24 protein-coding genes, 1 other RNA gene and 1 riboswitch are annotated in these 26,077 nt (G+C 66.5%); of the genes, 10 read left to right on the plus strand and 15 right to left on the minus strand.

Going from position 1 to position 26,077, the window contains the following annotated elements:
- Nucleotides 1-180: 180 nt before the first annotated feature.
- Nucleotides 181-942 (plus strand): NRDE family protein, encoded by a 762-nt coding sequence (locus BUA29_RS00855; RefSeq protein WP_072754748.1) that lies wholly within the window; start codon nucleotides 181-183, stop codon nucleotides 940-942.
- A 16-nt stretch (nucleotides 943-958) separates the two neighbouring features.
- Nucleotides 959-1,372, plus strand: coding sequence for a GtrA family protein (locus tag BUA29_RS00860; RefSeq protein ID WP_072754749.1), 414 nt, complete (start codon nucleotides 959-961; stop codon nucleotides 1,370-1,372).
- A gap of 89 nt (nucleotides 1,373-1,461) precedes the next feature.
- Here the strand turns inward: BUA29_RS00860 and rnpB are convergent.
- An RNA gene (gene rnpB / locus BUA29_RS00865) (RNase P RNA component class A) lies at nucleotides 1,462-1,825 on the minus strand.
- Between the two features lie 67 nt (nucleotides 1,826-1,892).
- Nucleotides 1,893-2,717 (minus strand): 16S rRNA (cytidine(1402)-2'-O)-methyltransferase, encoded by an 825-nt coding sequence (gene rsmI, locus BUA29_RS00870; protein ID WP_072754750.1) that lies wholly within the window; start codon nucleotides 2,715-2,717, stop codon nucleotides 1,893-1,895.
- Between the two features lie 64 nt (nucleotides 2,718-2,781).
- Here rsmI and BUA29_RS00875 point away from each other — a divergent pair, with 64 nt between their 5' ends.
- The 3 genes from BUA29_RS00875 to BUA29_RS00885 are packed head-to-tail and all read left to right on the plus strand — an operon-like array spanning nucleotide 2,782 to nucleotide 5,891.
- A complete protein-coding gene (locus tag BUA29_RS00875) occupies nucleotides 2,782-4,128 on the plus strand; it encodes a penicillin-binding protein activator (protein WP_072754751.1) in 1,347 nt (448 codons plus the stop codon).
- Nucleotides 4,115-4,498: a YraN family protein gene (locus tag BUA29_RS00880; RefSeq protein ID WP_072754752.1), complete on the plus strand. Its 384-nt coding sequence runs from the start codon at nucleotides 4,115-4,117 to the stop codon at nucleotides 4,496-4,498. Before BUA29_RS00875 ends, BUA29_RS00880 begins: the two co-directional genes overlap by 14 nt.
- A gap of 4 nt (nucleotides 4,499-4,502) precedes the next feature.
- Complete coding sequence (locus BUA29_RS00885; protein WP_072754753.1) at nucleotides 4,503-5,891, plus strand: FAD-binding oxidoreductase; 1,389 nt, start codon at nucleotides 4,503-4,505, stop codon at nucleotides 5,889-5,891.
- On the opposite strand, the gene thiL is transcribed toward BUA29_RS00885, so the two are convergent.
- The 9 genes from thiL to glyA all read right to left on the minus strand — a co-directional run bounded on the left by thiL (nucleotide 5,876) and on the right by glyA (nucleotide 13,246).
- A complete protein-coding gene (gene thiL, locus BUA29_RS00890; protein ID WP_072754754.1) occupies nucleotides 5,876-6,808 on the minus strand; it encodes a thiamine-phosphate kinase in 933 nt (310 codons plus the stop codon). The genes BUA29_RS00885 and thiL overlap by 16 nt on opposite strands.
- A 46-nt stretch (nucleotides 6,809-6,854) precedes the next feature.
- On the minus strand, nucleotides 6,855-7,334 hold the full coding sequence (gene nusB / locus BUA29_RS00895) for a transcription antitermination factor NusB (RefSeq protein ID WP_072754755.1): 480 nt from the start codon (nucleotides 7,332-7,334) through the stop codon (nucleotides 6,855-6,857).
- Nucleotides 7,304-7,783, minus strand: a complete 480-nt coding sequence (ribH, locus tag BUA29_RS00900) for a 6,7-dimethyl-8-ribityllumazine synthase (protein WP_072754804.1) — start codon at nucleotides 7,781-7,783, stop codon at nucleotides 7,304-7,306. Before ribH ends, nusB begins: the two co-directional genes overlap by 31 nt.
- A gap of 30 nt (nucleotides 7,784-7,813) precedes the next feature.
- The gene (gene ribB, locus BUA29_RS00905; protein WP_072754756.1) at nucleotides 7,814-8,920 is read right to left on the minus strand and encodes a 3,4-dihydroxy-2-butanone-4-phosphate synthase; all 1,107 of its coding nucleotides are present in this window, start codon (nucleotides 8,918-8,920) and stop codon (nucleotides 7,814-7,816) included.
- On the minus strand, nucleotides 8,917-9,519 hold the full coding sequence (locus BUA29_RS00910) for a riboflavin synthase (protein ID WP_072754757.1): 603 nt from the start codon (nucleotides 9,517-9,519) through the stop codon (nucleotides 8,917-8,919). Before BUA29_RS00910 ends, ribB begins: the two co-directional genes overlap by 4 nt.
- 69 nt (nucleotides 9,520-9,588) lie before the next feature.
- Nucleotides 9,589-9,737: riboswitch (FMN riboswitch) on the minus strand.
- A 54-nt stretch (nucleotides 9,738-9,791) separates the two neighbouring features.
- A complete protein-coding gene (ribD, locus tag BUA29_RS00915) occupies nucleotides 9,792-10,910 on the minus strand; it encodes a bifunctional diaminohydroxyphosphoribosylaminopyrimidine deaminase/5-amino-6-(5-phosphoribosylamino)uracil reductase RibD (RefSeq protein WP_072754758.1) in 1,119 nt (372 codons plus the stop codon).
- On the minus strand, nucleotides 10,907-11,422 hold the full coding sequence (gene nrdR / locus BUA29_RS00920) for a transcriptional regulator NrdR (protein ID WP_072754759.1): 516 nt from the start codon (nucleotides 11,420-11,422) through the stop codon (nucleotides 10,907-10,909). The genes ribD and nrdR overlap by 4 nt, the downstream gene beginning before the upstream one ends.
- Nucleotides 11,423-11,431: 9 nt before the next feature.
- Complete coding sequence (locus tag BUA29_RS00925; RefSeq protein ID WP_178137879.1) at nucleotides 11,432-11,950, minus strand: energy transducer TonB; 519 nt, start codon at nucleotides 11,948-11,950, stop codon at nucleotides 11,432-11,434.
- 27 nt (nucleotides 11,951-11,977) lie between these two features.
- Nucleotides 11,978-13,246 carry a serine hydroxymethyltransferase gene (gene glyA / locus BUA29_RS00930; RefSeq protein ID WP_072754761.1) on the minus strand — a complete coding sequence of 423 codons (1,269 nt, stop codon included), beginning with the start codon at nucleotides 13,244-13,246 and terminating at the stop codon, nucleotides 11,978-11,980.
- A 159-nt stretch (nucleotides 13,247-13,405) separates the two neighbouring features.
- On the opposite strand from glyA, the gene BUA29_RS00935 reads away from it, so the two are divergent.
- Nucleotides 13,406-14,425 carry a YeiH family protein gene (locus BUA29_RS00935; RefSeq protein WP_072754762.1) on the plus strand — a complete coding sequence of 340 codons (1,020 nt, stop codon included), beginning with the start codon at nucleotides 13,406-13,408 and terminating at the stop codon, nucleotides 14,423-14,425.
- Nucleotides 14,426-14,609: 184 nt separating this feature from the next.
- Here BUA29_RS00935 and BUA29_RS00940 read toward each other — a convergent pair whose 3' ends face one another.
- Nucleotides 14,610-15,044, minus strand: a complete 435-nt coding sequence (locus BUA29_RS00940) for an RcnB family protein (protein WP_072754763.1) — start codon at nucleotides 15,042-15,044, stop codon at nucleotides 14,610-14,612.
- A gap of 221 nt (nucleotides 15,045-15,265) precedes the next feature.
- Between BUA29_RS00940 and ettA the strand changes: the two genes are divergently transcribed.
- The 4 genes from ettA (at nucleotide 15,266) to BUA29_RS00965 (ending at nucleotide 20,019) form a co-directional block, all read left to right on the plus strand.
- Entirely contained in the window at nucleotides 15,266-16,930 is a 1,665-nt protein-coding gene (ettA, locus tag BUA29_RS00945) for an energy-dependent translational throttle protein EttA (RefSeq protein ID WP_072754764.1), read from the plus strand.
- Between the two features lie 56 nt (nucleotides 16,931-16,986).
- Nucleotides 16,987-17,802, plus strand: coding sequence for an orotidine-5'-phosphate decarboxylase (pyrF, locus tag BUA29_RS00950; RefSeq protein ID WP_072754765.1), 816 nt, complete (start codon nucleotides 16,987-16,989; stop codon nucleotides 17,800-17,802).
- Between the two features lie 25 nt (nucleotides 17,803-17,827).
- Nucleotides 17,828-18,805 (plus strand): lipoyl synthase, encoded by a 978-nt coding sequence (gene lipA, locus BUA29_RS00955; protein WP_072754766.1) that lies wholly within the window; start codon nucleotides 17,828-17,830, stop codon nucleotides 18,803-18,805.
- A gap of 81 nt (nucleotides 18,806-18,886) precedes the next feature.
- Nucleotides 18,887-20,019 (plus strand): IS3 family transposase gene (locus BUA29_RS00965; RefSeq protein ID WP_143148757.1). Its coding sequence is split into 2 segments (ribosomal slippage): nucleotides 18,887-19,142 and nucleotides 19,142-20,019, totalling 1,134 coding nucleotides; the frame shifts between segments, so codons are not numbered across the junction.
- A gap of 128 nt (nucleotides 20,020-20,147) precedes the next feature.
- On the opposite strand, the gene BUA29_RS00970 is transcribed toward BUA29_RS00965, so the two are convergent.
- From BUA29_RS00970 to BUA29_RS00980, 3 genes are all read right to left on the minus strand, one after another.
- Nucleotides 20,148-23,258 (minus strand): TonB-dependent receptor, encoded by a 3,111-nt coding sequence (locus BUA29_RS00970; protein ID WP_072754769.1) that lies wholly within the window; start codon nucleotides 23,256-23,258, stop codon nucleotides 20,148-20,150.
- 224 nt (nucleotides 23,259-23,482) lie between these two features.
- Nucleotides 23,483-25,234: a phosphoenolpyruvate carboxykinase (GTP) gene (locus BUA29_RS00975; protein ID WP_072754770.1), complete on the minus strand. Its 1,752-nt coding sequence runs from the start codon at nucleotides 25,232-25,234 to the stop codon at nucleotides 23,483-23,485.
- An 87-nt stretch (nucleotides 25,235-25,321) separates the two neighbouring features.
- Nucleotides 25,322-25,897 carry a TetR/AcrR family transcriptional regulator gene (locus BUA29_RS00980; RefSeq protein ID WP_072754771.1) on the minus strand — a complete coding sequence of 192 codons (576 nt, stop codon included), beginning with the start codon at nucleotides 25,895-25,897 and terminating at the stop codon, nucleotides 25,322-25,324.
- Nucleotides 25,898-26,077 lie beyond the last annotated feature (180 nt).

The following is a 26,077-nucleotide window of genomic DNA, read 5'->3' on the forward strand; positions in this document are numbered from 1 at the left end:
TCAATGACTTGCGCAAGACTTCAAGAAGTTGTTCAAGGTTTATCCACAAGCTTATGTTCCGGCTCATGTTTTCAAAATCGCGCCCAGCGCCCCTACCGAACCGGGCAGGACGACTGACGCCAACACACCGAATGCTGCGGCGCAACAAAACGACCTGTGCACAGCCGGCACAATGCCGCCATGTGCCTGGTCGCACTCGCCCTCCACATCCACCCGCGCTGGCCACTGGTCTTGCTGGGCAATCGCGATGAGGCCCATGCCCGCCCCACGGCACCGCTCGCCGCCTGGCCGGACACGCCGATCCTGGCCGGCCGGGATCTGCAGGCGGGCGGCACCTGGCTGGGACTGGACCGGTCTGGTCGGGTCGCGGTGGTCACCAATGTGCGGCAGGGCTTGCCGCCACCGCACACCGGCCCGTCCCGCGGCATGCTCCCGGTCGGGTTTTTGTCGAGCCAGCAGCGCCCGCAGGATTTCGCCGATGCACTGGCACCGCACGCCAACCGCTATGCCCCGTTCAATCTGCTGGTGGCCGATCGCACATCCTGCCTGTACCTCGGCAACCACCCGGACTTCCACACGCGTCCGCTTCTGGCAGGCATCCACGGCTTTTCCAACGGGCCGCTGGACGCCGACTGGCCCAAAGTGCGCCGCCTGCGCGCCACCCTGACCCAGTGGGCCCGTGGCGGCGACGAAACGCTTGCGCCGCTATGGCAGGCCTTGGCCGATCCGACACCTGCCGAAGACGATCTGCTGCCCGATACAGGCGTCGGCCTGACGCTGGAACGGCAACTCTCGCCCGCCTTCATCCGCGGCGCCCACTACGGCACCCGCGCCAGCACAGTGGTGCTGATGGAACAGGATGGCCGGGCGACGATCATCGAACGCCGGTTCGGCCCCGAGGGCGTGTTCGCAGGCGAAACCCGGCTGGAAACCGCCGACTGACCGGCCCACTCACCCCATGCCCGCACCCCCGCTGCCGCAGTCGCGTCCGTTTCTGTTCATCGCCGTCGGCGGTGTTGCCAGTGCCATTCACTGGCTTGTCGCCGTGGCACTGGTCGAGCGCCTCGCCTTCCACCCTCTGGCAGCGAATGGGGTTGGCTGGCTGACCGCGTTCGGGGTTTCATTCGCAGGTCACCATTGCCTCACCTTCCGCGGTCACAGTGTCCCTGTGCATCATGCGGCCGGGCGATTCTTTCTGCTTTCGGCACTGGGCTTTGCCATCAATGAAGCGACCTATGCGCTAGCCCTGAAGCTCAGTGATCTGGGCTATGCCGTGCTGCTGGGCATCGTACTGATCCTGGTCGCCGCACTGACCTGGCTTGTGAGCCGGTTCTGGGTGTTCCGTGACATCGGCAACGAAGAGAAACCCTGACATCTCCGCACTTGGAGATTCCGATCGGCCACGGCGGGGGCAAGCGAGATCGCATTGCGCATCACGCATCGCACATCAGCGCGAAAAAGCGGCGGAGCCGGCCGATAAGCCGGGTTCTGTCGGCGCTTGCGCGCCGCGGCAGTCATTCCTCTCGACGCAGCGTCACCGCTACGTTCAAGCAACCTACCCGGAGACTCGGCGGGCCGCCTCATCGTCTCCCTATTTGGTCTTGCTCCCGGTGGGGTTTGCCGTGCCGGTCTGTTACCAGACTCGCGGTGCGCTCTTACCGCACCATTTCACCCTTGCCGGCCTGCTTGCGCAGGCTTAGGCGGTATCTTTCTGTTGCACTTTCCGTCGGCTCGCGCCGCCCAGGTGTTACCTGGCACCGTGCCCTGTGGAGCCCGGACTTTCCTCGGCATCCTGAAAGGATGACGCGACTGCCTAGCCGACTCCGCCGCGGTCATCTTACGTGTTTCACCCTCTCCATGCGCAGCCCGAAGGCTTGCCGCAAGGCGGGTGTTCATTCACCGCCATACAACGCCTTGCGCGGGGCGCCGGACAGTTCGGCGGCCAGCTTCGCCGCCGTCGAAGGCGGTAGATGCTCCTTGAGCCTGGCGTACAGGCGCCGGCCTTCCGCCACCTTGGCGTCCGCCGCCTCGCCGGCCCCCTGCACCAGCACCACGAACTCGCCCTTGCGCTGATCGGCGTCCGTCTCGACCCGGGCCTGAAGGGTGGCCAGATCGCCATCGAGCACGGTCTCGAACAGCTTGGTCAGCTCGCGCGCCAGCACCGCCGGACGTTCACCGCCGAATGCGGCCACCATGTCGGCCAGGGTCTCGACAATACGGTGCGAGGCTTCGTAGAAGATCAGCGTGCGTGGCTCGCCCGCCAGCGCCTGCAGACGCTCCCGCCGGGCCGACGCCTTGGCCGGCAGGAAGCCCTCGAACACGAACCGGTCGCTGGCCAGACCAGCCACGCTCAAAGCCGCCACCAACGCGCTCGGCCCCGGCACCGGGCTGACCTTCACGCCCGCCGCGCGGGCGGCACGCACCAGCCGGTAGCCTGGATCGGACACCAGCGGCGTGCCGGCGTCACTCACCAGCGCCAGCGAATCCCCCGCCCGCAAACGCGCCACCAGCCGCTGGGCAAGCGCCTCCTCGTTGTGCTCGTGCAGGGCAAGCAGCGGGGTGGCGATGCCGAACTGCGCCAACAGCTGGCCGCTGCGGCGGGTATCCTCGGCGCAGATGGCGGCGACGCTGCGCAGTGTGTCGAGTGCGCGCGGGCTGATGTCGCCGAGATTGCCGATGGGCGTGGCGACCACGTACAGCGTTCCGGAAGTCTGCATGCCTGCCTTGGATGAGGGCGCGGGCTAGAATCCTAGCCGGTTCCCCCTGCGAGCGCCCACGCCTGTGGCCCTGATCCGATTTGCGAGTCTTGTCCTGCTGCTGGCGCTGGCCGGCTGCACCACCGTCGCCCCGAAAGCGCCGCCTCCGCCGCCCTACGCCGCCGCCACCGTGCAGGCGCAAACCCTGGCCGCCGGTCACGCAGCGCTGACCGGCCCGGCGCGCCGCGACAACGCCGAGGCCATCCTGCAGCTGTTGGCCGGCCTGGACGACGCCACCCTGACCCGTGACGCCGCCCGCCTGTCGGCCAACGACCCGCTGTACCCCTTCGTCGCCCGCGTGCTGCAACAGCGCGGACTGCCGCTGCCGCACCCGCTCAGCCAGAGCGAGTTCCGTTTCGGCGCGGCCGACCGCCCGCCAGCGGCCAGCGACGGCTGGCGCCCGCCGCTGCGGGTGGCGGTTCTGCTGCCTTTGACCGGGCCACAGGCGCCGGCAGCCGCAGCGGTTCGTGACGGCTACCTGGCCGGCTACTACAACAGCAACCGGCCCAGGCCACAGGTGCGCTTCTACGACACCACCGGCGGGGTGCGCGCGGCCCTGGCACGCGCCGCCGCCGACGGCAACGATGCCGCCGTCGGCCCACTGATCCGCGAAGACGTGGATGCGGTGTTCGCCGATACCCCGCCGCTGCCCCTGCTGGCCCTCAACCGTGGCGAGCACATGCCGCCGGAAGGCAGCGCGGCCTTCTCGCTCTCGCCGGAAGACGAAGGGGTCAGCCTGGCCGAAGCGCTGCTCGAAGGCCACTACCGGCACGTGCTGCTGATCGTCGGCGACGATGACGCCCAACGTCGCACGGCGGCCACCGCCCAGGCCCGGCTGCAACAGCGCAATGTGCAGGTGAGCCGACTGGCCTATGCGCCGGCAATGACCGATTCCCTGACCAGCGCGGCCCAGCAGGCGCACCCGGATGCCGTGCTGCTGCTGCTCAAAGGCGCGCAGGCGCGTGTCGTGGTGCCGCAGCTGGCGCTGGCCAATCTAGCCGGGCTGCCGCGTTATGCCGGCTCGCAGATCACCCAGGGCACCGGCAACCCCACCCAGGATGCCGCACTGGACGGCACCCTGTTCCCGACCGAGCCGTGGCTGGCGCAGCGCATCCCCAGCCTGCCGACGCAGCGCGAAGCGGCGGCCCGGGTGGACACCGCACAGGGGCCAGCGGCCCGGTTGTTCGCCTTCGGGCTGGATGCCTGGCAACTGACCGGCATGCTGGAATCCCTGGCACGGCAGCCGCAGACCACCCTGACCGGGGCCACCGGCCGGCTCAGCCTGGACGCGTTTGGCATGGTCGTCCGTCGCCCCGGCTGGTCGCGCTTTTCCGGCGGCGTACCGGTTCCCGTCACCGATGCCACGCCCTGAACCCGACCGACGCGGCCGTGGGGCCGCGGTGGAGGCCGCGGCCCTGGCCTTTTTGCAGGGGCACGGGCTGCGCCTGCTGGCGCGCAACGCCCAGGCCCGTGGCGGCGAGCTGGATCTGGTGATGGACGAGGCCGGCACGGTGGTGTTCGTGGAAGTGCGCTACCGCGCCGGCACGGCCTTCGGTGGCGGCCTGGCGTCGGTGGATGCCGGCAAGCGGCGCCGCCTGATCCTGGCCGCCCAGAGCTTCCTTGCCCGGCATCCGCAGCACGCAGACGCCCCGTGCCGGTTCGACGTGATTGCCGCCAGTGGCGACCCGGCCGCGCCGGTGCTGGACTGGCAGCGCGATGCCTTCCGCGCTGACGAAGGGTGATGCCATGCCGCTGCCCACCGCCCTGATCGACACACTGTCCGCCGTGCTGGGGGACGGCTGGCGCACCGACCTGGACAGCCGCACCGCCCACGCCAGCGACGACTCCCGCCGTCAGCAGTTGCCCGCTGCCGTGGCGCTGCCGCAGACACGCCAGCAGGTGCAGGCACTGGTGCGCGCCTGCCGTGCGCACGGCGTGCCGCTGGTGGCACGCGGCGCCGGCACCGGCACCACCGGCGCTGCGGTTCCGGTGGATGGCAGCATCGCGGTGTCGTTTGCCCGCATGAACCGCATCCTCGATGTCCGCACCGCCGACCGCTGCGCGGTGGTGGAACCCGGCGTCCTGAACGGCGCGCTACAGGCGGCGCTGGCCCCGCACGGCCTGTTCTGGCCACCGGACCCGTCCAGTGCCGACAGCTGCACGGTCGGCGGCAATCTCGCCACCAATGCCGGCGGCCCGCGCGCGGTGAAATACGGCGCCACCCGCGACAACGTGCTGGGGCTGGTTGCCGTCACCGGCACCGGCGACCTGATCCGCGCCGGCGGCGCCTACACTAAGGCCTCCGCCGGCTACGACCTGACCCGGCTCCTGATCGGCAGCGAAGGCACCCTGGCGCTGATCGTGGAAGCCACGCTGAAGCTGGCGCCGCGTCCGCAGGCACAGGCCACGGTGCGCGCCTTCTACCGCGATGCCACCTGCGCCGCGGCGGCGGTTTCGCGGCTGATGGCCCAGCCGGCCGTGCCGGCAGTGCTGGAGTTCATGGATGGGCGCAGCCTGGGCCTGCTGCGCCGCCACGGCATTGATCTGCCCGAGGCCGGTGCCCTCCTGCTGATCGACGCCGAAGGCAGCGACGAAACCCTGCCCGACGCCTTGGCCGCCTTCGGGCACGCCGCCGAGGGCGACGGCCTGCTGGACCTGGACGTCGCCACCGATGGCGCCGCGCGCGAGCGCCTGTGGGCGGCGCGGCGTGCGCTGTCGCCGGCACTGCGCAGCATCGCTCCCGGCAAGATCAACGAGGACGTGGTGGTGCCGGTCTCGCGCATCCCCGATCTGGTGGCTGGTGTGGAGGCATTGGCCGATGCCTACGCGCTGACCATCGTGGTCTTCGGCCACGCCGGTAACGGCAACCTGCACGTCAACCTGCTCTATCACCCCGACGATGCCGATGAAACCGCCCGCGCACACGCCGCGCTGCCGCGCGTGTTCGAACTGGCGCTGGCGCTGGGCGGCACCCTGTCCGGCGAGCACGGCATCGGCCTGTCCAAACGTGACTTCATGGCCCGTGCTTACGACCCGGCCACGCTGGCCGCGATGCACGCCATCAAGCAGGCGTTCGACCCGGACGGCATCCTCAATCCGGGCAAGCTGTTGCCGCCGCTTCAAACGAAATGCTGATACCCGCTGGCGCCCGGGCTAAGACCGGGGCAGTGCACACCGGTGCCCGGCACGATCCGACCGACCGGCGTCAGCGGCAGTGACAACTGCGCCACCAGGGCCTGCACGGCCGGGCACTTCGCCGGTGGCACGGTGAAGCACAATTCGTAGTCGTCGCCGCCCGTCGCCTGCAAGGTACGGCGGACGTCGGCATCGAAAGCGGAACGCAGGGCGTCGCTGGCCGGCAATGCGTCGATATCGATCTCCGCGCCAACCCCGCTGGCGCGGCAGATGTGGGTGAGGTCAGCCAGCAACCCGTCGGAAATGTCGATGCAGGCGCTGGCCAGCCCCCGCAGCGCCTGCCCCAGCGCCACCCGCGGGGTGGGCCGGTCGAGCCGGTCGCGCAGGGCCGGCGTCATCGGCGCACCGGCCTGCCAGTGCCGTAGCGCGCCCGCGGCATCGCCCAGGGTGCCACTGATCCAGACCTCGTCGCCGATGCGGGCGCCATCGCGGCGCAGGGCCGCGCCTGCCGGCACGAACCCGTGTGCGGTGATCGACACCGACAGCGGCCCGCGGGTGGTATCGCCACCGACCAGCGCCACGCCGTGCTGCGCTGCGAGGGCAAGAAAGCCATCGCAGAAGCCATCCACGAACGCGGTATCGGCCCGCGGCAACGTCAGCGACAACGTGCACCAGGCGGGTTCTGCACCCATCGCGGCCAGGTCGGACAGATTCACCGCCAGCGCCTTCCAGCCAATGTCGGCCGGCGCCGTTTCCGGGGGGAAATGCACGCCCGCGTTGAGCGTGTCCATGGTCACCGCCAGCAGTTGGCCCGGCGGCGGTGCCAGCAATGCGCCGTCGTCGCCGATGCCCAGCACCACGTCGTCGCGCAAGACGACGCGCTGGCGGATGCGGGCGATCAGGTCGAACTCGGCCATGCGCGATGCGGTGCAGGCCGTTCCCGTGCGGGCGGGAACGGCAGGATTACTTTTTGGCTTCCACGCCGCGCAGCGCGGCGGCGGCCTTGTCCAGCACGCCGTTGACGTAGGTGTGGCCGTGCTCGGCACCGAACCGTTTGGTGGCGTCGATGGCTTCGTTGATCACGACCCGGTACGGCACATCCGGACGGTGCAGCAGCTCGTAACCGGCAATCCGCAGCGCCGCACGTTCGACCAGATCGACCTCGTCGATGCTGCGATCCAGGTGCGGGGCCAGCGCCGCATCAATCGCCTGCACATGGCGCAGCACGCCGCGGATCAGGTCTTCGAAATATTCCAAGTCGGCCTGTTCGTGCGCCTGCTCGTGTGCGAACTGGGCCAGCAGGGCGCGCTCGTCCGGGCGGCTGACCTGCCAGGCATAGATCGCCTGCAGAGCGCGCCTGCGGGCACGCGCGCGCAGGACGGGATCGATGCCATCGGGACGACGTCGGAATTTCATGCACGAACCTCCTGCAGGGCGCGGCAGAGATCGGCCATCTCGATGGCTGCCAGCGCTGCCTCTTCGCCCTTGTTGCCATGGCTGCCGCCGGCGCGGGCCAGGGCATCCTCAAACCGCTCCACCGCCAGCACGCCGTTGAGCACCGGCACGCCACTGGTCAACGCCACCTGCATCAGCCCCTGCGCGGCGCCGTCCGCAACCTGCTCGTAATGGCGGGTGTCACCGCGCACCACGCAGCCCAAGGCGATGATGGCGGCATGACGACCGCCCTGCGCCAGGATGCGCGCGGCCACCGGCAACTCCCAGGCGCCCGGCACCCGCACCACGTCGATCGCCTCCTCCGCCACGCCATTGGCCAGCAGGGTGGCACGCGCCGAGGTCACCAGCGCATCGACGATGCGTGGGTTCCAGCGGCTGGCCAGGATGGCAAAACGCGCCTGCGGCGGCGGGCGCAGCTGACCTTCGAAATGGGACATCGGCATCGGCCATGAATCGGGCTGGCAAGTTTACCGCGCCGGCATCGCCACGTAGTCCACCACCTGCAACCCGTACCCGGCCAGACCGACCTGACGGCGCGGCGTCCCCAGCACACGCAGGCGATGCACGCCCAGGTCAGCGAGGATCTGCGAACCGGCACCGGTGCGTCGCCATTCCGCCAGCACACCGGCGCGGGTGGGTGCCGGCGCTGGCTGGGCGCGGATGCGCGCCAGTACCGCCTCTGGATCGAAGGAATCCGCCAGCAGCACCAGCACGCCGCGCCCCTCCTCGGCGATCAGCGCCAGCACGTCGCCCACCAGCGGCCCGAAATCGGCGCGCCGCCAATGCAGGGCATCGGCCAGCGGATTCTGCGTCTGCACGCGCACCAGTACCGGCGCATCCCCGGCCACTTCGCCGCGGACCAGCGCAAAATGCAGGCCGTGACTGACGCGATCGCGGTAGGTGTGCAGCAGGAACGGGCCGTGATCGGTCTCAATAGCGCGACTGTCAATGCGCTCGACCGTGTGCTCGGTTTCCAGCCGGTAGCGGATCAGGTCTTCGATCGAACCGATCTTCAACCCATGCTCGCGTGCGAACACTTCCAGCTGCGGCCGGCGCGCCATGCTGCCATCGGGGTTGAGGATTTCCACCAGCACCCCGGCCGGCTCGAACCCGGCCAGCCGGGCCAGATCGCTGGCCGCTTCGGTGTGACCGGCGCGTGACAGCACGCCACCGGGCTGGGCCATCAACGGAAAAATGTGGCCAGGCTGGGTGAGATCAGACGGTTTGGCATCCGGACGCACGGCCGTGCGGATGGTATGGGCGCGGTCATAGGCGGAAATGCCGGTGGTCACGCCTTCGGCGGCCTCGATGCTGACCGTGAAGTTGGTGTGATGCGGCGAGGTGTTGTCGCGCACCATCGGCCCCAGCCCAAGCTGGGCGCAGCGCTCGCGGGTCAGCGCCAGGCATACCAGGCCGCGTGCGTGGGTGACCATGAAGTTGATGTCGGCCGGCCGGACCAGCTCGGCCACCATGATCAGATCGCCTTCGTTCTCGCGATCCTCATCATCGACCACGACCACCATGCGCCCGGCGCGCAGCTCGTCCAGCAGCTCGGGGATGCTCGCAAAGCTCATGCCCAGCCCTCCGTACTGCGCAGTCGCTCCAGGTAGCGCGCCAACAGGTCCACCTCGACGTTGACCTCGGTCCCCGGCTGCAGCGCGTGGAAGGCGGTATGGGCGACGGTATGTGGAATCAGCGCCACCTCGAAACCGTCCGCGTCCACTGCGTTGACGGTCAGGCTGACCCCGTCCACGCAGATCGACCCCTTGGGCGCGACATAGCGCAGCAGCGGTCGCGCCAGGGCAAACCGCCAGCGCACCGCGCGTGCATCGTCCCAGCACCGCTCGGCGATGGCCAGCCCATCGACATGGCCGCTGACCAGATGCCCGCCCAAGCGGTCGCTCGGACGCAGCGCACGCTCCAGATTGAGCGGCGTCCCCACCGGCAGCCGCCCCAATGTGGTCAGCGCCAGGGTTTCGCTGGAGGCATCGACGTCGAAACGATCGTCGGCAAACGCCACCACGGTCAGACAGCAGCCGTTGACCGCAATGCTTTCCCCCAGCCGCACATCGGTAAACGGCAGGCTGCCGGTGGCAATGACAAGACGGGCATCGCCGCCGCGCATCTCGCGCGCCAGCAGCTGGCCCACTCCTTCGATCAATCCTGTGAACATGGCGTTTGTCCCGTGTCCGGGAAACGCCCGCAAGGCGCGCGCAGACCCCACGGCAACCACGCCGTGCGGATGCGTCTTCTTTCTTCCGGACTGTGACCGTCGGCCCCGGCATTTGACCGGGTCTGCTGACCTTCCCGGTGGCGGGAAGCGCTCGCGGGCTCGCACGGCGCACCGTGCCTACCGCCGGTGGGGACTTCCACCCCGCCCTGAAGACGTTTCTTCGTGTGTGCAATGCCGGTCACCCGGCGCGCGCAGTGTAGCACCGCGCCGGGTCAACCCTGGCCCGTGCCTGCGGCAGCGGCCGGGTCGGCCTGCGGGCGCAGCAGCAGGCGCAGATCCTCGCCAACCTGACGGCTGTCCAGCAGGGACATGCGCAGGCGTTGCGCCATCGTGTCGATGGCCAAGCCGTCCAGCAGCGGTCGCGCCTTGGCACCCAGCAACACCGGTGCCACGTACAGCAGCAGCTCGTCCACCAATCCCGCCTGCAGGAAGGCGCCCGCCAGGGTGGGGCCGGCCTCCACCTGCACCTCGTTGATGCCGCGCTCCGCCAGCAGGCGCAGTACTGCCGCAAGATCCAACCGGGCACCGCGCACCGGGGCCGCCACATGCGCCACCGCCATGTCCTGCGGGATGCAGGCGTCGGGGGCATGCACATAGAGGGTTGGCGCATCGCCCTCGCGCACCCGGCTGCGGCCGAGGGAAACCAGCCCCGGATCCAGCACCACCCGCAGCGGCGGCACCACCTCGGTATCGGGCAGACGCACGGTCAACTGCGGGTCGTCGGCCAGCACGGTTCTGGCGCCGGTCAGCAGGGCGCCGCTGCGGGCACGCCAACGCTGGACGTCGGCACGCGCGGCTTCGCCGGTGATCCATTTCGATTCACCGTTGGCCAAGGCGGTGCGGCCATCCAGGCTCATGGCCAGCTTCACCCGCAGCCACGGCCGGCCGCGTTCGATGCGCGCCAGGAAGCCGCGGTTCAACTCGCGTGCCTGCGCCTCCAGCAGTCCATACTCGACCACGATGCCGGCCGCACGCAGACGCGCAAAGCCTGCGCCATCGACCTGCGGGAACGGGTCGCGCATGGCCGCCACCACCCGGGCCACGCCGGCGGCAATCAGGGCATCCGCACAGGGCGGCGTGCTGCCGTGATGGGCGCAGGGCTCGAGGGTGACATAAGCGGTAGCCCCGCGCGCCCGCTCCCCCGCTGCGCGCAGGGCGAACACTTCCGCATGCGGCCCACCCTTGCGCTGGTGCCAGCCCTCGCCGACCACCTCGCCGTCGCGGGCCAGCACGCAGCCCACCATCGGATTGGGACGGGTGGTGTAGGCACCGCGCTCGGCCAGCCGCAAGGCACGCGCCATCAGCGCGTGGTCGGTGGCGGAAAAACTCATCGCTGTCGCTCCGGCTGCGGCCCGCCAAGCTCCAGCAACGGCAACTGACCTTCGCTGGGCAGCTCGCGCTCCAGCCGATCGAGTTCCTCGCGGAAGTCGGCCACGTCCTGAAAGCTGCGATACACCGACGCAAAGCGCACGTAGGCCACATGGTCGAGCTTGCGCAGCTGCTCCATCACAAATTCGCCAACCCGGCGCGATGGCAGCTCGCGCTCGCCAGTCAAGCGGACGGCATGCACCACCGCATGCACGGCCGCGTCAACCTGCGACTCCGACACCGGCCGCTTCTGCAGGGCGCGCTCCAGGCCAGCGCGCAGCTTGCGCACGTCGAACGACTCACGCCGACCGTCGTTCTTGATGATCGCCGGCAGCTTGAGTTCGATGGTCTCCAGCGTGGAGAAACGTTCGCCGCATGCCTCGCAGCCACGGCGCCGGCGGATGGTGGCGCCGTCATCGCTGACCCGCGAGTCGATCACCCGCGTCTCGGTGTGCTGGCAGAACGGGCAGTGCATCGGATCGGATTATTCCTGGCTGCTGCCGGCGCTGGCGCCCCGCCGCGGCTGGCGGAACGAAATCGGCACCGCCAGCACGGTGGTGACCGGCGTGCCATCGACCGTGGCCGGCGCGAAGGTGGCATTGGCCAGCACCCGCTTGGCCGCGATCGCAAAGGCACCATCACTCATGCAGATCGCTTCCGAGGCCAGCGGCTTGCCATCGGCACCCACCAGAACCGCCACCACCACCGTCGCCCATTTGCCTTCCAGGCCACGCGGCGGAATCACCTTGCCGTGGCTGAGGACTTTGGGCGGTGTATGCGCGCTGCTGGCCACCGGCACCTCCGGCCATGCCGCCCCAAACACGTCGCCCATGGTCTTGCCGGCAAAGGGCTGGATGTCGCCATCCCGGCAAGTGACCGGCAGATCGCGCGCGCCCGGTGCGCTGTAGTCGGTATTGCTGCTCCAGCGTGGCGCCTGCGCACTGGCGGTAGCCGCCAGCCCCAGGGCGCCAAGCGACAGGGCCAAAGCAAGGATTTTTCGCATCACACGCTCCTGCATCGTCTGGATTCCTCAACCGTACACCGGGAAGCGCCGGCACTGCTGCTCGACGTTGGCACGCACCTGAGCGATGACGTTTTCGTCGTTCGGGTTGTCCAGCACATCGCAGATCCAGTGGGTCAGCTCGACCGCATCGGCCTCGCGATAGCCGCGGGTGGTGATCGCCGGCGTACCGACGCGCAGCCCCGACGTGACAAACGGCTTGCGCGGATCATTGGGCACGGCGTTCTTGTTGACCGTGATGTGGGCACGCCCGAGCGCCTCCTCGGCGTCCTTACCAGTCACCTCGCGGCCGATCAGATCGACCAGCATCAAGTGGTTTTCGGTACCGCCGGAAACGATCTTGTAGCCGCGTTCGATGAAGGTGCCGGCCATGGCCTTGGCATTCTTCACCACCTGCTGCTGGTAGTCCTTGAATGCCGGCTCCAGCGCTTCCTTGAAGGCCACCGCCTTGGCCGCGATCACATGCATCAGCGGCCCACCCTGGATGCCCGGGAAGACGATGGACTGCAGCTTCTTCTCCAGTTCCTCCGCCTGCGCGCCCATGCCGGCCCTGCTGGCGACGATGATCCCGCCGCGCGGGCCGCGCAGGGTCTTGTGGGTGGTGGAGGTCACCACGTGCGCATGCGGCAGCGGGCTGGGATAGACGCCCGCCGCCACCAGCCCGGCCACATGCGCCATGTCCACGAACAGGTAGGCGCCCACTTTGTCGGCAATTGCACGGAAACGCGCCCAATCGACCACCTGCGAATACGCGGAGAAGCCGGCCACGATCATCTTTGGCGTGTGCTCCAGGGCGAGTCGCTCGACCTCGTCGTAATCGATCAGCCCTGCGTCATTGACGCCGTACTGCACCGCGTTGAACAGCTTGCCCGAGGCGTTGACCTTGGCGCCGTGGGTGAGGTGCCCGCCGTGCGCCAATGACATGCCGAGGATGGTGTCACCTGGTTGCAGCAGTGCGAAATACACGGCCTGATTGGCCTGTGAGCCGCTATGCGGCTGCACGTTCGCATAGTCGGCGCCGAATAACTGCTTGCAGCGGTCAATGGCAAGCTGCTCGGCCACGTCGACAAACTCGCAGCCCCCGTAGTAGCGCTTGCCCGGATAGCCCTCTGCGTATTTGTTGGTGAGCTGGCTGCCCTGCGCTTCCATCACTCGCGGGCTGGCGTAGTTCTCGGAGGCGATCAGCTCAACGTGATCTTCCTGCCGGCGGGTTTCGGCCGCGATGGCCTGGGCAAGTTCAGGGTCGAAGGCGGCAAGCGTGTCGGCGCGGGAAAACATGCGATTGGCTCCGGGGAGGGCGGGAACAATTCCCTGATTGTAGCCCTTGCTCCCCCTGCCCACGGTGGCACCACGCCGCAGCTTAAGACCGCCGGGGCAGCACCAAACCGCACGGAATGCCGGATGATATGCGCCCGTGTTCCACTCCCCCCCATCTTCATGTCCGCTGGCGCCCCCTCCTTTGACACCCCAACCGCCCGCCTGCTGCCCGGCCTGCTGCTATGCCTGCCGCTGGCCGCACTGGCCTATGCCCTGGGTCTGCGCTGGCCGCTGGTGGGCGGCGCGGTGTTAGGCATCCTGACCGGGCTGCTGGTGCGCAACCTCTGGCCGCTTCCAGCCGCCACCGCCCCCGGCATCCGCTTCACCGGCAAGTACCTGCTGCAGGCGGCGGTGGTGGCGCTGGGCTTCGGGCTCGACCTGCGACAGGTCGTGCAGACCGGCTTGTCCTCGCTGACCGTGACCCTGTCCACGCTGGGCGTGGCATTCCTCACCGCCTGGGCGCTGGCGCGCTGGCTGCGGGTCCATCACGTGCTGGGCACGCTGATCGGCGTCGGCACCGGCATTTGCGGCGGCTCGGCGATCGCCGCAGTCACCCCGATCCTGCGTCCGGACGAACACGACACCGCCCTGGCGCTGTCCACCGTTTTTCTGTTCAACCTGGTGGCGGTACTGGTGTTTCCGCCACTGGGGCACCTGCTGGGTTTGAGTGACGCCGGCTTCGGGCTGTGGGCCGGCACGGCGATCAACGACACGTCCTCGGTGGTTGCCGCCGGCTATCTGTACAGCCATGCCGCCGGGGACATCGCCACCGTGGTCAAGCTGACCCGTGCCACTCTGATCATCCCGGTCTGTCTGGCCCTGGCCGGCTGGCAGGCCTGGCGGCAGCGCAATGCCAGCACTGGCCCGGTCTCGCTGCGCGGGATCGTGCCCTGGTTCATCTTTGGCTTTCTGGCCGCCGCCGCCCTACGCGGCAGCGGGGTGGTCCCCACCGCCTGGCTGGCTCCGCTGCATCAGATTGCCTCGTTCCTGATCGTACTGGCGCTGACCGCGATTGGCCTGTCCGCCGACCTGCGCCGGCTGCTCGCCACCGGCGCTCGCCCGCTGCTGCTGGGCCTGGGCACCTGGCTTGCGGTGGCCACCAGCAGCCTGCTGCTGCAACGACTCCTGCACCAGGCGTAAGGGCGCCCTGATCCAACCAGCGGCACCGCCGCCTCGGCACGCGCAAACCACGCAACCCATCGGGCGATCGCCCTCTGCCACAACGGCGCCCGGATAGTCCCGGCCTTCGCTTCGAGCTGGCAGGCAAACAAGAACGACGAAGGCGCCCGCAGGCGCCTTCGGATACCTATTCCGGTGCGGGCAGTCAGTGATGCAGGATCAGGTCGGCAATGATGCCGGTGGCCACCGCAACCAGCAGGAAATCACCGGCTTCGCTGCGCCGCCAGTAATAGCCTCGCGGCGGCGGCGGCAGCTGGTAATAGCGCCAGTCGTGCACGACATAGGTCGGCGCATAGCCGGGGCCGGCGTAATACCCGCCCCGCACCCAGCGCGGCGGCGGTAGCGGCCGATACACCACCACCCGCGGCGGCAGCGGCCGGTACACCACCTCGCGCTCGTAGATCACCCTGGTCTTGTGCGGCGGCCCATGATGCCAGCCGCGGTCGTGATCATCGCGGTCATACCAATCGCCACGGCGATCATCGCGGTCGTGCCCATGCCGGTCATGGGCGGCCACCGGCGCAGACAGCAGTGACAGCAGCAGCGGTGCAGTCAGCAGGGCAAGCAGGACGCGCTTCATGGTCGTTCTCCAGGTGCGGTGGACTTAAAGCCGATCATGCCGGCGACAACTGAACCAGAACTGGCTTAAGTCCACCGGCAGTAGCCGCTGACAGGCACCGTTCACGCAGCCAGCGCAGATCCGGGAGGCGGCCGCCGGCAGGTATAATCGTGCGATTCCCACACGTTTGCAGCCGCCCGCGCCCCCTGCGCGGACGCGGCGGCCTACACGGAGCATTCCGCATGTCCTCGCAGTACATCTACACCATGAACCGGGTGTCCAAGGTGGTGCCGCCCAAGCGGCACATCATCAAGGACATCTCCCTGTCCTTCTTCCCGGGCGCGAAGATCGGCCTGCTGGGCCTCAACGGTGCCGGCAAGTCCACCGTGCTGAAGATCATGGCCGGGGTGGACAAGGATTTCGAAGGCGAGGCACGCCCGCAACCCGGCATCAAGGTCGGCTATCTGCCGCAGGAGCCGGAGCTCAATCCGGAGCACACCGTGCGTCAGGCCGTGGAGGAAGGCGTCGGTGAGATCCTGCAGGCGCAGGCGGCGCTGGAACGGGTGTATGCCGCCTACGCCGAGCCGGATGCCGATTTCGACGCACTGGCCAAGGAGCAGGAACGGCTGGAAGCGATTCTGGCCAGCGGCGATGCCCATACCCTGGAACAGCAGCTGGAAGTCGCCGCCGATGCCCTGCGCCTGCCCCCGTGGGACGCCCGGATTGCCACCCTGTCCGGCGGCGAAAAGCGCCGCGTGGCGCTGTGCCGCCTGCTGCTGCAGAAGCCGGACATGCTGCTGCTGGATGAGCCCACCAACCACCTCGATGCGGAATCGGTGGAGTGGCTGGAACAGTTCCTGCAGCGCTATCCCGGCACCGTGGTGGCCGTCACCCACGACCGCTACTTCCTCGACAATGCCGCCGAGTGGATCCTCGAGCTCGACCGCGGCCGCGGCATTCCGTGGAAGGGTAACTACACCGAATGGCTGGTGCAGAAGGAAGAGCGCCTGCGGCAGGAAGAAAATCAGGAAAAAGCGCGCCAGAAGGCCATCCAGAAAGAGCTGGAATGGGCGCGGCAGAATGCCAAGGGCGGTCGCAGCAAGGGCAAGGCACGCCTGGCCCGCCTGGAGGAGCTGCAGTCCATCGAGTACCAGAAGCGCAACGAGACCAACGAGATCTTCATTCCACCGGGCGAACGGCTGGGCAACAACGTCATCGAGTTCCGCCATGTCAGCAAGCGCTTCGGTGACCGGCTGCTGATCGATGACCTGTCCTTCATCGTGCCGCCCGGCGCCATCGTCGGCATCATCGGCCCGAACGGTGCCGGCAAGTCCACCCTGTTCAAGATGATCACCGGCCAGGAAAAACCGGATTCCGGCGAGATCATCATCGGCCCGACCGTGAACCTGGCCTACGTGGATCAGAGCCGCGGCGCGCTCAACCCCAACAACACCGTGTTCCAGGAAGTCTCCGGCGGGCTGGACATCCTCAATATCAACGGCATCGAGATCCAGTCGCGCGCCTACATCGGTCGCTTCAACTTCAAAGGCCCGGATCAGCAGAAACTGGTCGGCACCCTGTCCGGCGGCGAGCGCGGTCGCCTGCACCTGGCCAAGACCTTGTTGCAGGGTGGCAACGTGCTGCTGCTCGACGAGCCCTCCAACGATCTCGACGTGGAAACCCTGCGCGCACTGGAAGATGCCCTGCTCGAGTTCCCCGGCAATGCCTTCGTGATCAGTCACGACCGCTGGTTCCTCGACCGCATCGCCACCCACATCCTCGCCTTCGAAGGCGATTCGCATGTGGAGTTCTTCCAGGGCAACTACCGCGAGTACGAGGAAGACAAGAAGCGGCGCCTGGGCGACGAGGCCCGGCCGAAGCGGCTGCGCTTCAAGGCATTGAAATGACTGTGCCACGCCCACCGCATGGTGGGCGTTTTCCATTGCACTGGTGAGGACATCCCATGGGCTTCATCGACAAGCTCCGCGCACGCTGGCAGCAGGCCGACTCGCTGCTGTGTGTCGGCCTTGATCCCGATCCGGCCAAGTTTCCGGATCGCTTCGTGGACGATGATGATGCGCTGTTCAATTTTTGCCGCGACATCAGTGACGCCACCGCAGAATATGCCTGCGCATTCAAGCCGCAGATCGCCTACTTTGCCGCCCACAATGGCGGCGAAGCGCAACTGCAGCGGCTGATCGCCCACCTCAACGCCGAATACCCCGACATCCCGGTCATCCTGGACGCCAAACGCGGCGACATCGGCAGCACCGCCCAGCAATACGCCTGCGAAGCGTTCGAGCGCTTCGGCGCCGACGCGGTGACGCTGAACCCCTACATGGGGCGCGATTCCGCCGACCCGTTCCTGCAGTACAACGACCGCGGCTGCATCTTCCTCTGCCACACCTCCAACCCCGGCGCACGCGATTTCCAGGAACTCGACGTGGGTGGAGAGCCGCTGTATCTGCGCATCGCCCGCACCATCGCCCGCGACTGGAATACCGATGGCAACTGCGCGCTGGTCGTGGGCGCCACCTACCCGCAGGAACTACGCGCCATCCGCGCCGTCGTCGGCGACATGCCACTGCTGATCCCCGGCGTCGGCGCCCAGGGTGGTGACGTGCAGGCCGTCGTCGAAAACGGCGCCACCGCCGACGGGACCGGCCTGATGATCAACGCCTCGCGCGGCATCCTGTACGCCAGCCGCGACGCCGACTATGCCGAAGCCGCCGCCCGCGCCGCCCGCACCCTGCGCGATACAATCAACCGCTGGCGCTGACGCACGCGCCGCGACCGGAACCCCCATGTCCAGCCAACCCGCCATCCCCGACGGCAGCAAGTTCGTCACCCCACAGGGCACCACCGCGATCAAAAGCGGCATCAAGCCCAACGCCAACAGCACCGTCCCGGACGTGGACCGCAAGCCGCCGTGGCTGCGGATCAAACTGCCCAGCGGCGCAGCCTACGAATCGGTGCAGGACATCGTGCGCCGGCACCGGCTCAACACCGTCTGTGCCGAGTCGCGCTGCCCCAACATCGCCGAATGCTGGAGCAACGGCACCGCCACCCTGATGGTGATGGGCGCGGTCTGCACCCGCGCCTGCAAGTTCTGCGCGGTCGCCACCGGCAACCCGCGCGGCTGGCTGGATCCGGAAGAACCCGCACACGTGGCCGAAGCGGTGGCGCTGATGGGCCTGAAGTACGTGGTGCTGACCTCGGTCGATCGCGACGACCTGCCTGACGGCGGCGCCAGCCACTATGCCGCCTGCATCCGCGCCATTCACGCCCGCTGCCCGGACACCGCCGTCGAAGCGCTCACCCCGGACTTTGCAGGCAACACCGACCATGTGGCCTGCGTGCTCGATGCCGGGCTGGAGGTCTTCGCCCAGAATCTGGAAACGGTGGAGCGCCTCACCCACACCGTGCGCGACCCGCGCGCCGGCTACCAGCAGACCCTGGACGTCCTGGCCTTCGCCAAGCGCCATGCCCCACAGACCCTGACCAAGACCAGCCTGATGCTGGGCCTGGGCGAAACCGACCAGGAAATCGAGCAGGCCCTGGACGATATGCGCAAGGCCAACGTGGACATCGTCACCTTCGGCCAGTACATGCGCCCGAGCAAACACCACCTGCCGGTGCAACGCTTCGTCAGCCCGGATGAATTCCGCGCCTACCGCCAGCTGGCACTGTCCAAGGGCTTCCGTGAAGCCGTCGCCGGCCCACTGGTGCGCTCCAGCTACCGCGCCGAACGGGTGCTGGAAGGCAATAATCTGGGGTTGTAAGGACGGGCGGCACAGTGACCTGCCCCCACAGAGCCGTACCACAGGAAACTAGGTAGAGTCCGTCATTCAGAGAGGACGGACATGCGCAAAAGTCGATTCGCCACGGAACAGATCATCGGGTTCATCAAGCAGGCCGAGGCCGGCATGGCGGTATCGGAGCTGGCCCGGCAACATGGCTTCAGTCCGGCCAGCTTCTACGCGTGGCGTGCGAAGTACGGCGGCATGGAGGTGGAAGACGCCAAGCGCCTGAAGGCGCTGGAGTTGGAGAACAACCGCCTGAAGCGGCTCCTGGCGGAAGCGCACCTGGACATCGAGGCGCTGAAGATCGGCTTCGGGGTAAAACGCTAGCCCCGCAACGCAAACGCGAGGCGGTCCGCCGCATGCTGGAGGCTTCGGCCGTGAGCGAGCGACGGGCCTGCCGCCTTGCGGGGCTATCCCGCGACGCCTTCCGCCATCCGCCCGAGCCGGCACCTGCGACGCAGGCGCTGTCGGCCAGGATCATCGAACTGGCACAGGTGCGCCGCAGGTTCGGCTATCGCCGTCTGCACGACCTGCTGCGCCTGGAGTATCCGACCGTGAACCATAAGAAGGTCTACCGCCTCTATCGCGAGGCAAACCTGGCCGTGCGCCGTCGCAAGAAGATCCGTAGGCCGCCCGGCGAGCGCCAGGCACTGGCTCCTGCTGCCGCGCCCAATGCAGTCTGGAGCATGGATTTTGTCAGCGACGCGCTGGCCAACGGCCGCCGCTTGAAGTGCCTGACGGTGGCCGATGACTTCACCCATGAGTGCGTCAACATCACCGTCGACCATGGCATCAGCGGCGCCTATGTCGTGCGTGCCCTGGATCAAGCCGCCCGGTTCCGCGGCTATCCGCGCGCCGTACGCACCGACCACGGCCCCGAGTTCACCAGTCGCGTCTTCATCGCGTGGACCCAGCAGCACGGCATCGCGCACCTGCTGATCGAGCCCGGACGCCCCATGCAAAACGGCTACATCGAGAGCTTCAACGGCAAGTTCCGCGACGAGTGCCTGAACGAGCACTGGTTCACGTCACTCGCCCAAGCCCGCGACGTGATCAACGAGTGGCGGCGCGACGACAACGAGGTCAGACCGCACAGCAGCTGTGGCCGCATCCCACCCGCCCAGTTCGCTGCCAACCACCGTATCCAAATCCATCAACCCAAAGTACCCTTCAACCCCGGGCTCTCCCAGTAATTGCTGGTATGGCAAATGGGGGCAGGTCACAAACGCTTCTGGCCAGTCAGGCTGCTTGGCGATTTAGCGAGTCAAAAAAATGCCGGCGCTTGCGCGCCGGCATGAATGTACCTCGTTGAAACAAATCGTCAGAAGTCGTACTGCACCTGGAAGCGCACATAGCGCGGGGTGTTGAAGAACTTCGGCTGCCCGTAGTTGTAGTAGTTCCGGACCTGACCACTAGCAGTGATGCCGTAGGTGGTTTCATAGACCTGCGTAGGAACGATCTTGTTGAAAATATTCAACACGTTCACCTGCATGCTGAGACCCGGCAACGAAGCCGGACGATAGATCACGTTCGGGCTGACCGTGATGTTCCAGGGCGTACGACCTGCCGCACCCACCGGGGTGATCTTGGTCGGATCGTTGGGATCGCACGCATGGAACACGCCCGTGTAGCCGTATTGAGTACCGAAGCTACCAAGGCCGCCGCCTAGGCACGACTTGGGCGAACCAGACTGAGCCAGGATGTTGAAGCCCATCTCCCACTCGGGGGTGAACTTGTAGCTGCCGTACACCTTGATGCTGTGACGGTGGTCGTTGAACAGATCTCCGGTCGCACCGTACATGAGCTCCTTGAAATCAAAATCGGAGGTGGTACCGGTGTCATCCTGACCATTGGTGCTCTTGACCAAGCCTTCCAGGTTGCCGTACAGCTTCGACCAGGTGTACGACGCACTGATCGACCACTTTTCGGTCGTCTTATCCGCGCTGAACGTCACCGCCTTGTAATCGCGCTTAGCCTTCGGGCCGAGAGCAGCGGCCGGAATGGTCAGATCGCGAATATGACCATCGACGTTCACGTCCAGACGGATATTCAGATCGCGACCCGGGTTGTACAGATAGCAGCCGGGGATACCGCCAGGCGAGGTCCACTGGTTGGCCCAATTGCTCACGCTGTAACCAGCCGCCACTGCGGCATTGTAGACAGCGCGAACATCACAGGTGTCGTCAATGGCGTTGACGATCTTGCGATAGGTCGCCTTCACACCCAGCTGCCAGCCATCCAGGAAGGAATTTTCCGAATGCATCAGCTGCTGGTAACCGAGGATAAACTCGTTCTGGGTATACGGCTTCAGGTTCTTGTCCGCAACGGCAGCCGCATCAGGCACGCTACCATCTTCGCCGTTATAGACGGCGTTGTAGATGCCGCCACGGTAGAAGCCGCCCAGGATCGGAGCGCCGTTGGCCGGATCGAACGCACCAGTCCACACATACACGTTCTCGGTGTAGTACGAAGCGGACGCCGCACGGAGGGAAACGTTGGCTGCGATCGGCAGCGAGTAGCGGCCCGCGGACGCATACAGCTTGCTGTCACCATTGCCCAGTACGTCCCAGGTGAAGCCGAGGCGCGGCTGCCAGATGTTGTCCTGCTTGACGAAGGTCTTACCCGCACTGTTCTTGTTTTCGAACGAGTCGTTACGGATACCGGCGTAAAGCATGAAGTTGTCGGTGATGTTCCAGTTGTCTTCCAAATACCAAGACTTCTGGTCGATTTCGACGTTACCGCCCGTCGCGAAATAGATACGATCGATGACGATCGTGCCATCCGGAGGATTAGGATCGCCGACTGCGGTGTTATCCAGCAGATTGTAATCTTCGCCGAAATAGTAGATGTCCTGGATGGAGCCTTGGCGCGACTTCCACCTCTCATCGCTATAACCAAAACTCACCTTGTGGTCGCCAAGCTGCCACTCGAAGTCGATACGCCCAGCATCGCGCTTGTTGTAACCACCGGTGATGTCGACCGACGTGGTCGTGGCGCAGGTACCGGGCAACTGGCCACCGAAAGGCGACGCGGCATCGCGGTAGTCAATGACATATGGGCAGCTCGGCGGCTGATTCACATCGCCATAGTAGTAATTCGGCTTGCCGCTCGGATCGATGGTGTAATCCGAATTGGTATTATCCATACGCCCCCACTGGAGGGCCATGGTCAGATTATCGGTCAGATAGCTGGTCCACTTGAAGATATCAGTGTGGCCGCCATTCTCCAGCTTTTCCTGACCGGTGTAAGTGGTCTTGGACAGCGTCGCATCCAGACCGGTCCCGCTGTAAAGTGCGCGATAGTTCCAGTACGTGGACTTGCGGGTATTGTCGAAGCCCGTATATTCGATGTGATTGTTATCGTTCAGATACCAATCAAGCTTCAGCAGCCAGTAGGGCTGCGTGGACTCATAGTCGTTCGCAGTGGTGGAAAGAGAGCTGGAGTACGGCAGCGGATTGCCAGGCGAACCACCGGCGCGGTAGCCGGAACCGCGGGCACCGAACGTAGTCGAATCCGACTTGCTATAGGACGCCAACGCAAAGAAGAACAGCTTGTCCTTGACGATCGGACCACCAGCCCAGATGCTCAGATTGCTGGAGCTGGACTCATTCTGGTCATAGCTGCGCCAGATCGTGCCATCGTTCAGCGCAACCGGCTTCGGCTGCTCGCGCAACGAATTCGGCGTCCAGGTATAGCTGATGCCACCTTTGAACTCGTTGGTGCCACGCTTGACGTTGACACTGGTCACGCCGCCAGTCGAGAAGCCGTAACGGGCGCCATAACCACCGGTCTGCACGTCCAACTGATCGATCGCCTGATACGGAATTTCCGTAAACGACAGGATGTCGTACAAATTAGTGACGTTGAAGCCGTTGACGTAGTAGCTGTTTTCAGCTGCCGACGCACCACCGAACGAAGCCGGCCCGAAGTAGCTGGAGCTAGCCGCAGTGCCCGGGGTCAGCAGTGACACGCTGGTGACATCGCGAGCAACCGGTAAGGTGTTCAGCTGAGTTGCCGTGAAGGTGGTGCGCGTCTCGGTGCTAGTCAGGTCGATCGCATTGATCTGACCGCCCAGGACGGTGATGGCATCCAGGGTGGTGGCCGCACCAGAGGCAGGCTTATTGAAATCGGCGGTCACGGTCTGACCCGCCACCACATTGACCCGCGTGGTGCTGCCGTTTGGCAGCGTCAGCTCATAGGCACCAATCGGCAGCGCCGAGATGCGGAAACGACCCGTGGAATCGACCGGATATTCACGGACGATACCCGTAGCCAAGCTCTTCAGAGTGACCTTGCTGCCGCTTGCTGCCGGCACGTTACCGGCGATATCGCCGGAGGTACTCTGCGCCTGCACGCCGCCCGCAAAGCAGAGACCCAAGGCAACCGCCAGTGCGCTGCGCTTGATCCCCTTGGAAAGATAGTTCGAAGCCATTGTGTGTAACCCCCTTCGGGATGAAGTGACGAGATGATGCTGAACATCAGCTGCCAGGCCGGATGCGGCCAGGCTTCCCGACTATAGAGCAGTCAACAAATCATTAACAAGGGCCTCAGGCCCTATTCAGGAAAGATTTGCGCATTCAGGTTCGGCCGCTGGTCGCCGTGCTGCCCGGTGCGTGGCAGCCCATGCCGGGCGTCGGCATGGGCATGGGCCGGCGCTTACCCCAGCGCCTTGGCGATGCGTTGCTGCTGCTGGCGCAGCGCCGCCGGCAGGCGGGCGCCATAGCGGTCAAGCTCCTGGCCGATGCTGGCCAGCTCCGCACGCCAGCCTTCGCGGTCGAACTCGAACAGGGTGGTGCGGGCTTCGTCGCTCAGCGGCAGATCTTCGAGGTCGAGATCGGTCTGGCGTGGCAGCAGGCCGATCGGGGTGTCGATTGCACTCGCCTGGCCGTTGACACGCTTGATGATCCACTCGAGCACGCGCAGGTTCTCGCCAAAGCCCGGCCATAGGAAGCGGCCGTCCTGCCCTTTGCGGAACCAGTTGACGTGGAAGATCGCGGGCAGGCGGGCGCCGGGCCGGTCGAACGAAAGCCAGTGCGCGAAGTAGTCGGCGAAGTTGTAGCCGCAGAACGGCTTCATCGCCATTGGATCGCGGCGCATGACGCCGACCGCACCGGTGGCAGCGGCGGTGGTCTCCGATCCCATCGAGGCTCCAATCAGCACGCCGTGCGCCCAATCGCGGGCCTGGAAGACCAGCGGCACCAGGGAGGCGCGCCGACCACCGAACACGATGGCGCTGATGGGTACGCCCTGCGGATGCTCCGCCATCGGCGAATACGAGGGGCACTGTTTCGCGCTGACGGTGAACCGCGCATTGGGATGCGCCGCCGGGCCGTTGGCCGGGTCGTACGGACGGCCGCGCCAGTCCACGGCGGGCAGCTTGCCGTCGTCGATCCCCTCCCACCAGGGCTGATGATCCGCCGTCAGCGCGACATTGGTGAAGATGGTGTTGGCCCGGATCGTGGCCATCGCGTTCGGGTTGGAGCGTGCCGAGGTGCCCGGTGCCACACCGAAAAACCCGGCCTCCGGGTTGATGGCATACAACCTGCCGTCCGGACCGGGCCGCATCCAGCAGATGTCATCGCCGATCGTCCACACCTTCCAGCCAGCGCGGCGGTACCGCTCGGGTGGGATCAGCATGGCCAGATTGGTCTTGCCGCAGGCCGAGGGGAACGCGGCGGCAATGTAGTGCACCTGCCCGTCGGGCGTTTCCACCCCGACGATGAGCATGTGCTCGGCCAACCAGCCCTCCTGCCGGGCCTGCCAGGAGGCAATGCGCAGGGCGTGGCATTTTTTGCCGAGCAGGGCATTGCCACCATAACCGGAGCCATACGACTTGATCGTCAGCTCCTCCGGGAAATGCATGATGAAGCGGCGCTCGGGGTCGAGCTCGCCAATGGAATGCAGGCCCTTGACGAAGTGGCCTTCGCGTTCGATCCGCGCCAGTGCCGGCGCGCCCATGCGGGTCATGATCCGCATGTTGGCCACCACGTATGGCGAATCGGTGATCTCGACGCCGCAGCGCGACAGCGGGGAATCGATCGGCCCCATGCAGTAGGGGATGACGTACAGGGTGCGTCCTTGCATGCAGCCATCGAACAGGGCGTCCATCTTGGCGTGCGCCTCGGCCGGGGCCATCCAATTGTTGTTGGGGCCGGCATCCTCACGCGCGCGAGTGCAGACGAAGGTGAGATGCTCGACCCGTGCCACATCGTCGGGATGCGAGCGGTGCAGATAGCTGTCCGGGTGGGTGTCCGGGTTGAGTGGCAACAGGGTGCCGTCGGCCTGCATCCGGGCCAGCAATGCGCGGTATTCGGCCTCCGAGCCATCGCACCAGTGCACCGCCTGCGGGCGGGTCAAGCGTGCCACCTCGGCCACCCATGTGTTGAGCGATTCGAGTCTGCTGCTCATGCGTCGACATCCTTGCCTGGATCAGGCGCTTGGTGAAATCGATTTCAGATCAGGGCGCAGCCGGGCCCGGCCCGGCCGAAAGGCCGATCAGCCTGGCGGCACCAGAGTGGCCATCATGTGTTCGATGTAGCCGTCGAAGCCTTCGATCGGCTGGCGGTTCTTGAAGCGCGGCAGCTCCAGCTGCAACACACCCACGTACATCGCGTAGGTCATGCGGGCGCGGTTGAGGGCGTCCTTCTGGCTCAACCCGGCCTCACGGAAGCACTTGAACAAAAACCCGATGCGCCGCTCCAGCACGTGCGCCAGCACCGCGTCCACCGCCGGGTGACCAGCCGCCTTGAGCAGTTCGGAATAAATGACGTGGGTCTTGCTGTGCTGGGCGATCAACTTAAACAGAGTACGCAGACGCTCGGTGGGATTGGCGATGGACTCCAGCGCACCGTAGGCGGCCTGCTCGTCGCGCTCCCAGCGCTCAAGCGCCGCTTGCAGAAGGGCATCACGGGACGGGAAGTGCCAGTAAAAGCTGCCTTTGGTCACCCCCAAACGGCGCGCCAGGGGCTCCACCGCCACTGACGCCAGGCCGGCTTCGGCAATCTGGTCAAGCGCTTCCAGAGTCCAGTCTTCGGCGCTCAGGCGGCCGTTGCGAATGGCAGTGTCGGTCATCAAGAAAGAAATCCCTGCGGTGGCTGGGCGCAGTATGCTGAGTTTTCACTCGATTGTTGCGCATTGACAGCTTACATCCAATCGCCATACTAAGGCGTATGGTGGATACGCCGGCACGCCGGCTGGCCGTTTCCCGCCTCCACCGCCTCACCACGTTGCACCAGTTGCCGCGCCACGGGA

The sequence above is a fragment of the Thermomonas hydrothermalis genome (assembly GCF_900129205.1).
In the GTDB taxonomy this organism is placed as follows: domain Bacteria; phylum Pseudomonadota; class Gammaproteobacteria; order Xanthomonadales; family Xanthomonadaceae; genus Thermomonas; species Thermomonas hydrothermalis.

Bases quoted from the DNA above. Each gene is read 5' to 3' on its own strand.
- BUA29_RS00975 (WP_072754770.1), bottom strand. From the start codon at position 25,234: ATGAGCAGCAGACTCGAATCGCTCAACACATGGGTGGCCGAGGTGGCA.
- BUA29_RS00925 (WP_178137879.1), bottom strand. From the start codon at position 11,950: ATGCGAAAAATCCTTGCTTTGGCCCTGTCGCTTGGCGCCCTGGGGCTG.
- rsmI (WP_072754750.1), bottom strand. From the start codon at position 2,717: ATGCAGACTTCCGGAACGCTGTACGTGGTCGCCACGCCCATCGGCAAT.
- ettA (WP_072754764.1), top strand. From the start codon at position 15,266: ATGTCCTCGCAGTACATCTACACCATGAACCGGGTGTCCAAGGTGGTG.
- nrdR (WP_072754759.1), bottom strand. From the start codon at position 11,422: ATGCACTGCCCGTTCTGCCAGCACACCGAGACGCGGGTGATCGACTCG.
- BUA29_RS00880 (WP_072754752.1), top strand. From the start codon at position 4,115: ATGCCACGCCCTGAACCCGACCGACGCGGCCGTGGGGCCGCGGTGGAG.
- BUA29_RS00940 (WP_072754763.1), bottom strand. From the start codon at position 15,044: ATGAAGCGCGTCCTGCTTGCCCTGCTGACTGCACCGCTGCTGCTGTCA.
- BUA29_RS00885 (WP_072754753.1), top strand. From the start codon at position 4,503: ATGCCGCTGCCCACCGCCCTGATCGACACACTGTCCGCCGTGCTGGGG.
- BUA29_RS00935 (WP_072754762.1), top strand. From the start codon at position 13,406: ATGTCCGCTGGCGCCCCCTCCTTTGACACCCCAACCGCCCGCCTGCTG.
- ribH (WP_072754804.1), bottom strand. From the start codon at position 7,783: ATGTCCCATTTCGAAGGTCAGCTGCGCCCGCCGCCGCAGGCGCGTTTT.
- pyrF (WP_072754765.1), top strand. From the start codon at position 16,987: ATGGGCTTCATCGACAAGCTCCGCGCACGCTGGCAGCAGGCCGACTCG.
- BUA29_RS00855 (WP_072754748.1), top strand. From the start codon at position 181: ATGTGCCTGGTCGCACTCGCCCTCCACATCCACCCGCGCTGGCCACTG.
- lipA (WP_072754766.1), top strand. From the start codon at position 17,828: ATGTCCAGCCAACCCGCCATCCCCGACGGCAGCAAGTTCGTCACCCCA.
- BUA29_RS00910 (WP_072754757.1), bottom strand. From the start codon at position 9,519: ATGTTCACAGGATTGATCGAAGGAGTGGGCCAGCTGCTGGCGCGCGAG.
- thiL (WP_072754754.1), bottom strand. From the start codon at position 6,808: ATGGCCGAGTTCGACCTGATCGCCCGCATCCGCCAGCGCGTCGTCTTG.
- BUA29_RS00970 (WP_072754769.1), bottom strand. From the start codon at position 23,258: ATGGCTTCGAACTATCTTTCCAAGGGGATCAAGCGCAGCGCACTGGCG.
- BUA29_RS00860 (WP_072754749.1), top strand. From the start codon at position 959: ATGCCCGCACCCCCGCTGCCGCAGTCGCGTCCGTTTCTGTTCATCGCC.
- BUA29_RS00980 (WP_072754771.1), bottom strand. From the start codon at position 25,897: ATGACCGACACTGCCATTCGCAACGGCCGCCTGAGCGCCGAAGACTGG.
- glyA (WP_072754761.1), bottom strand. From the start codon at position 13,246: ATGTTTTCCCGCGCCGACACGCTTGCCGCCTTCGACCCTGAACTTGCC.
- ribB (WP_072754756.1), bottom strand. From the start codon at position 8,920: ATGAGCTTTGCGAGCATCCCCGAGCTGCTGGACGAGCTGCGCGCCGGG.
- ribD (WP_072754758.1), bottom strand. From the start codon at position 10,910: ATGAGTTTTTCCGCCACCGACCACGCGCTGATGGCGCGTGCCTTGCGG.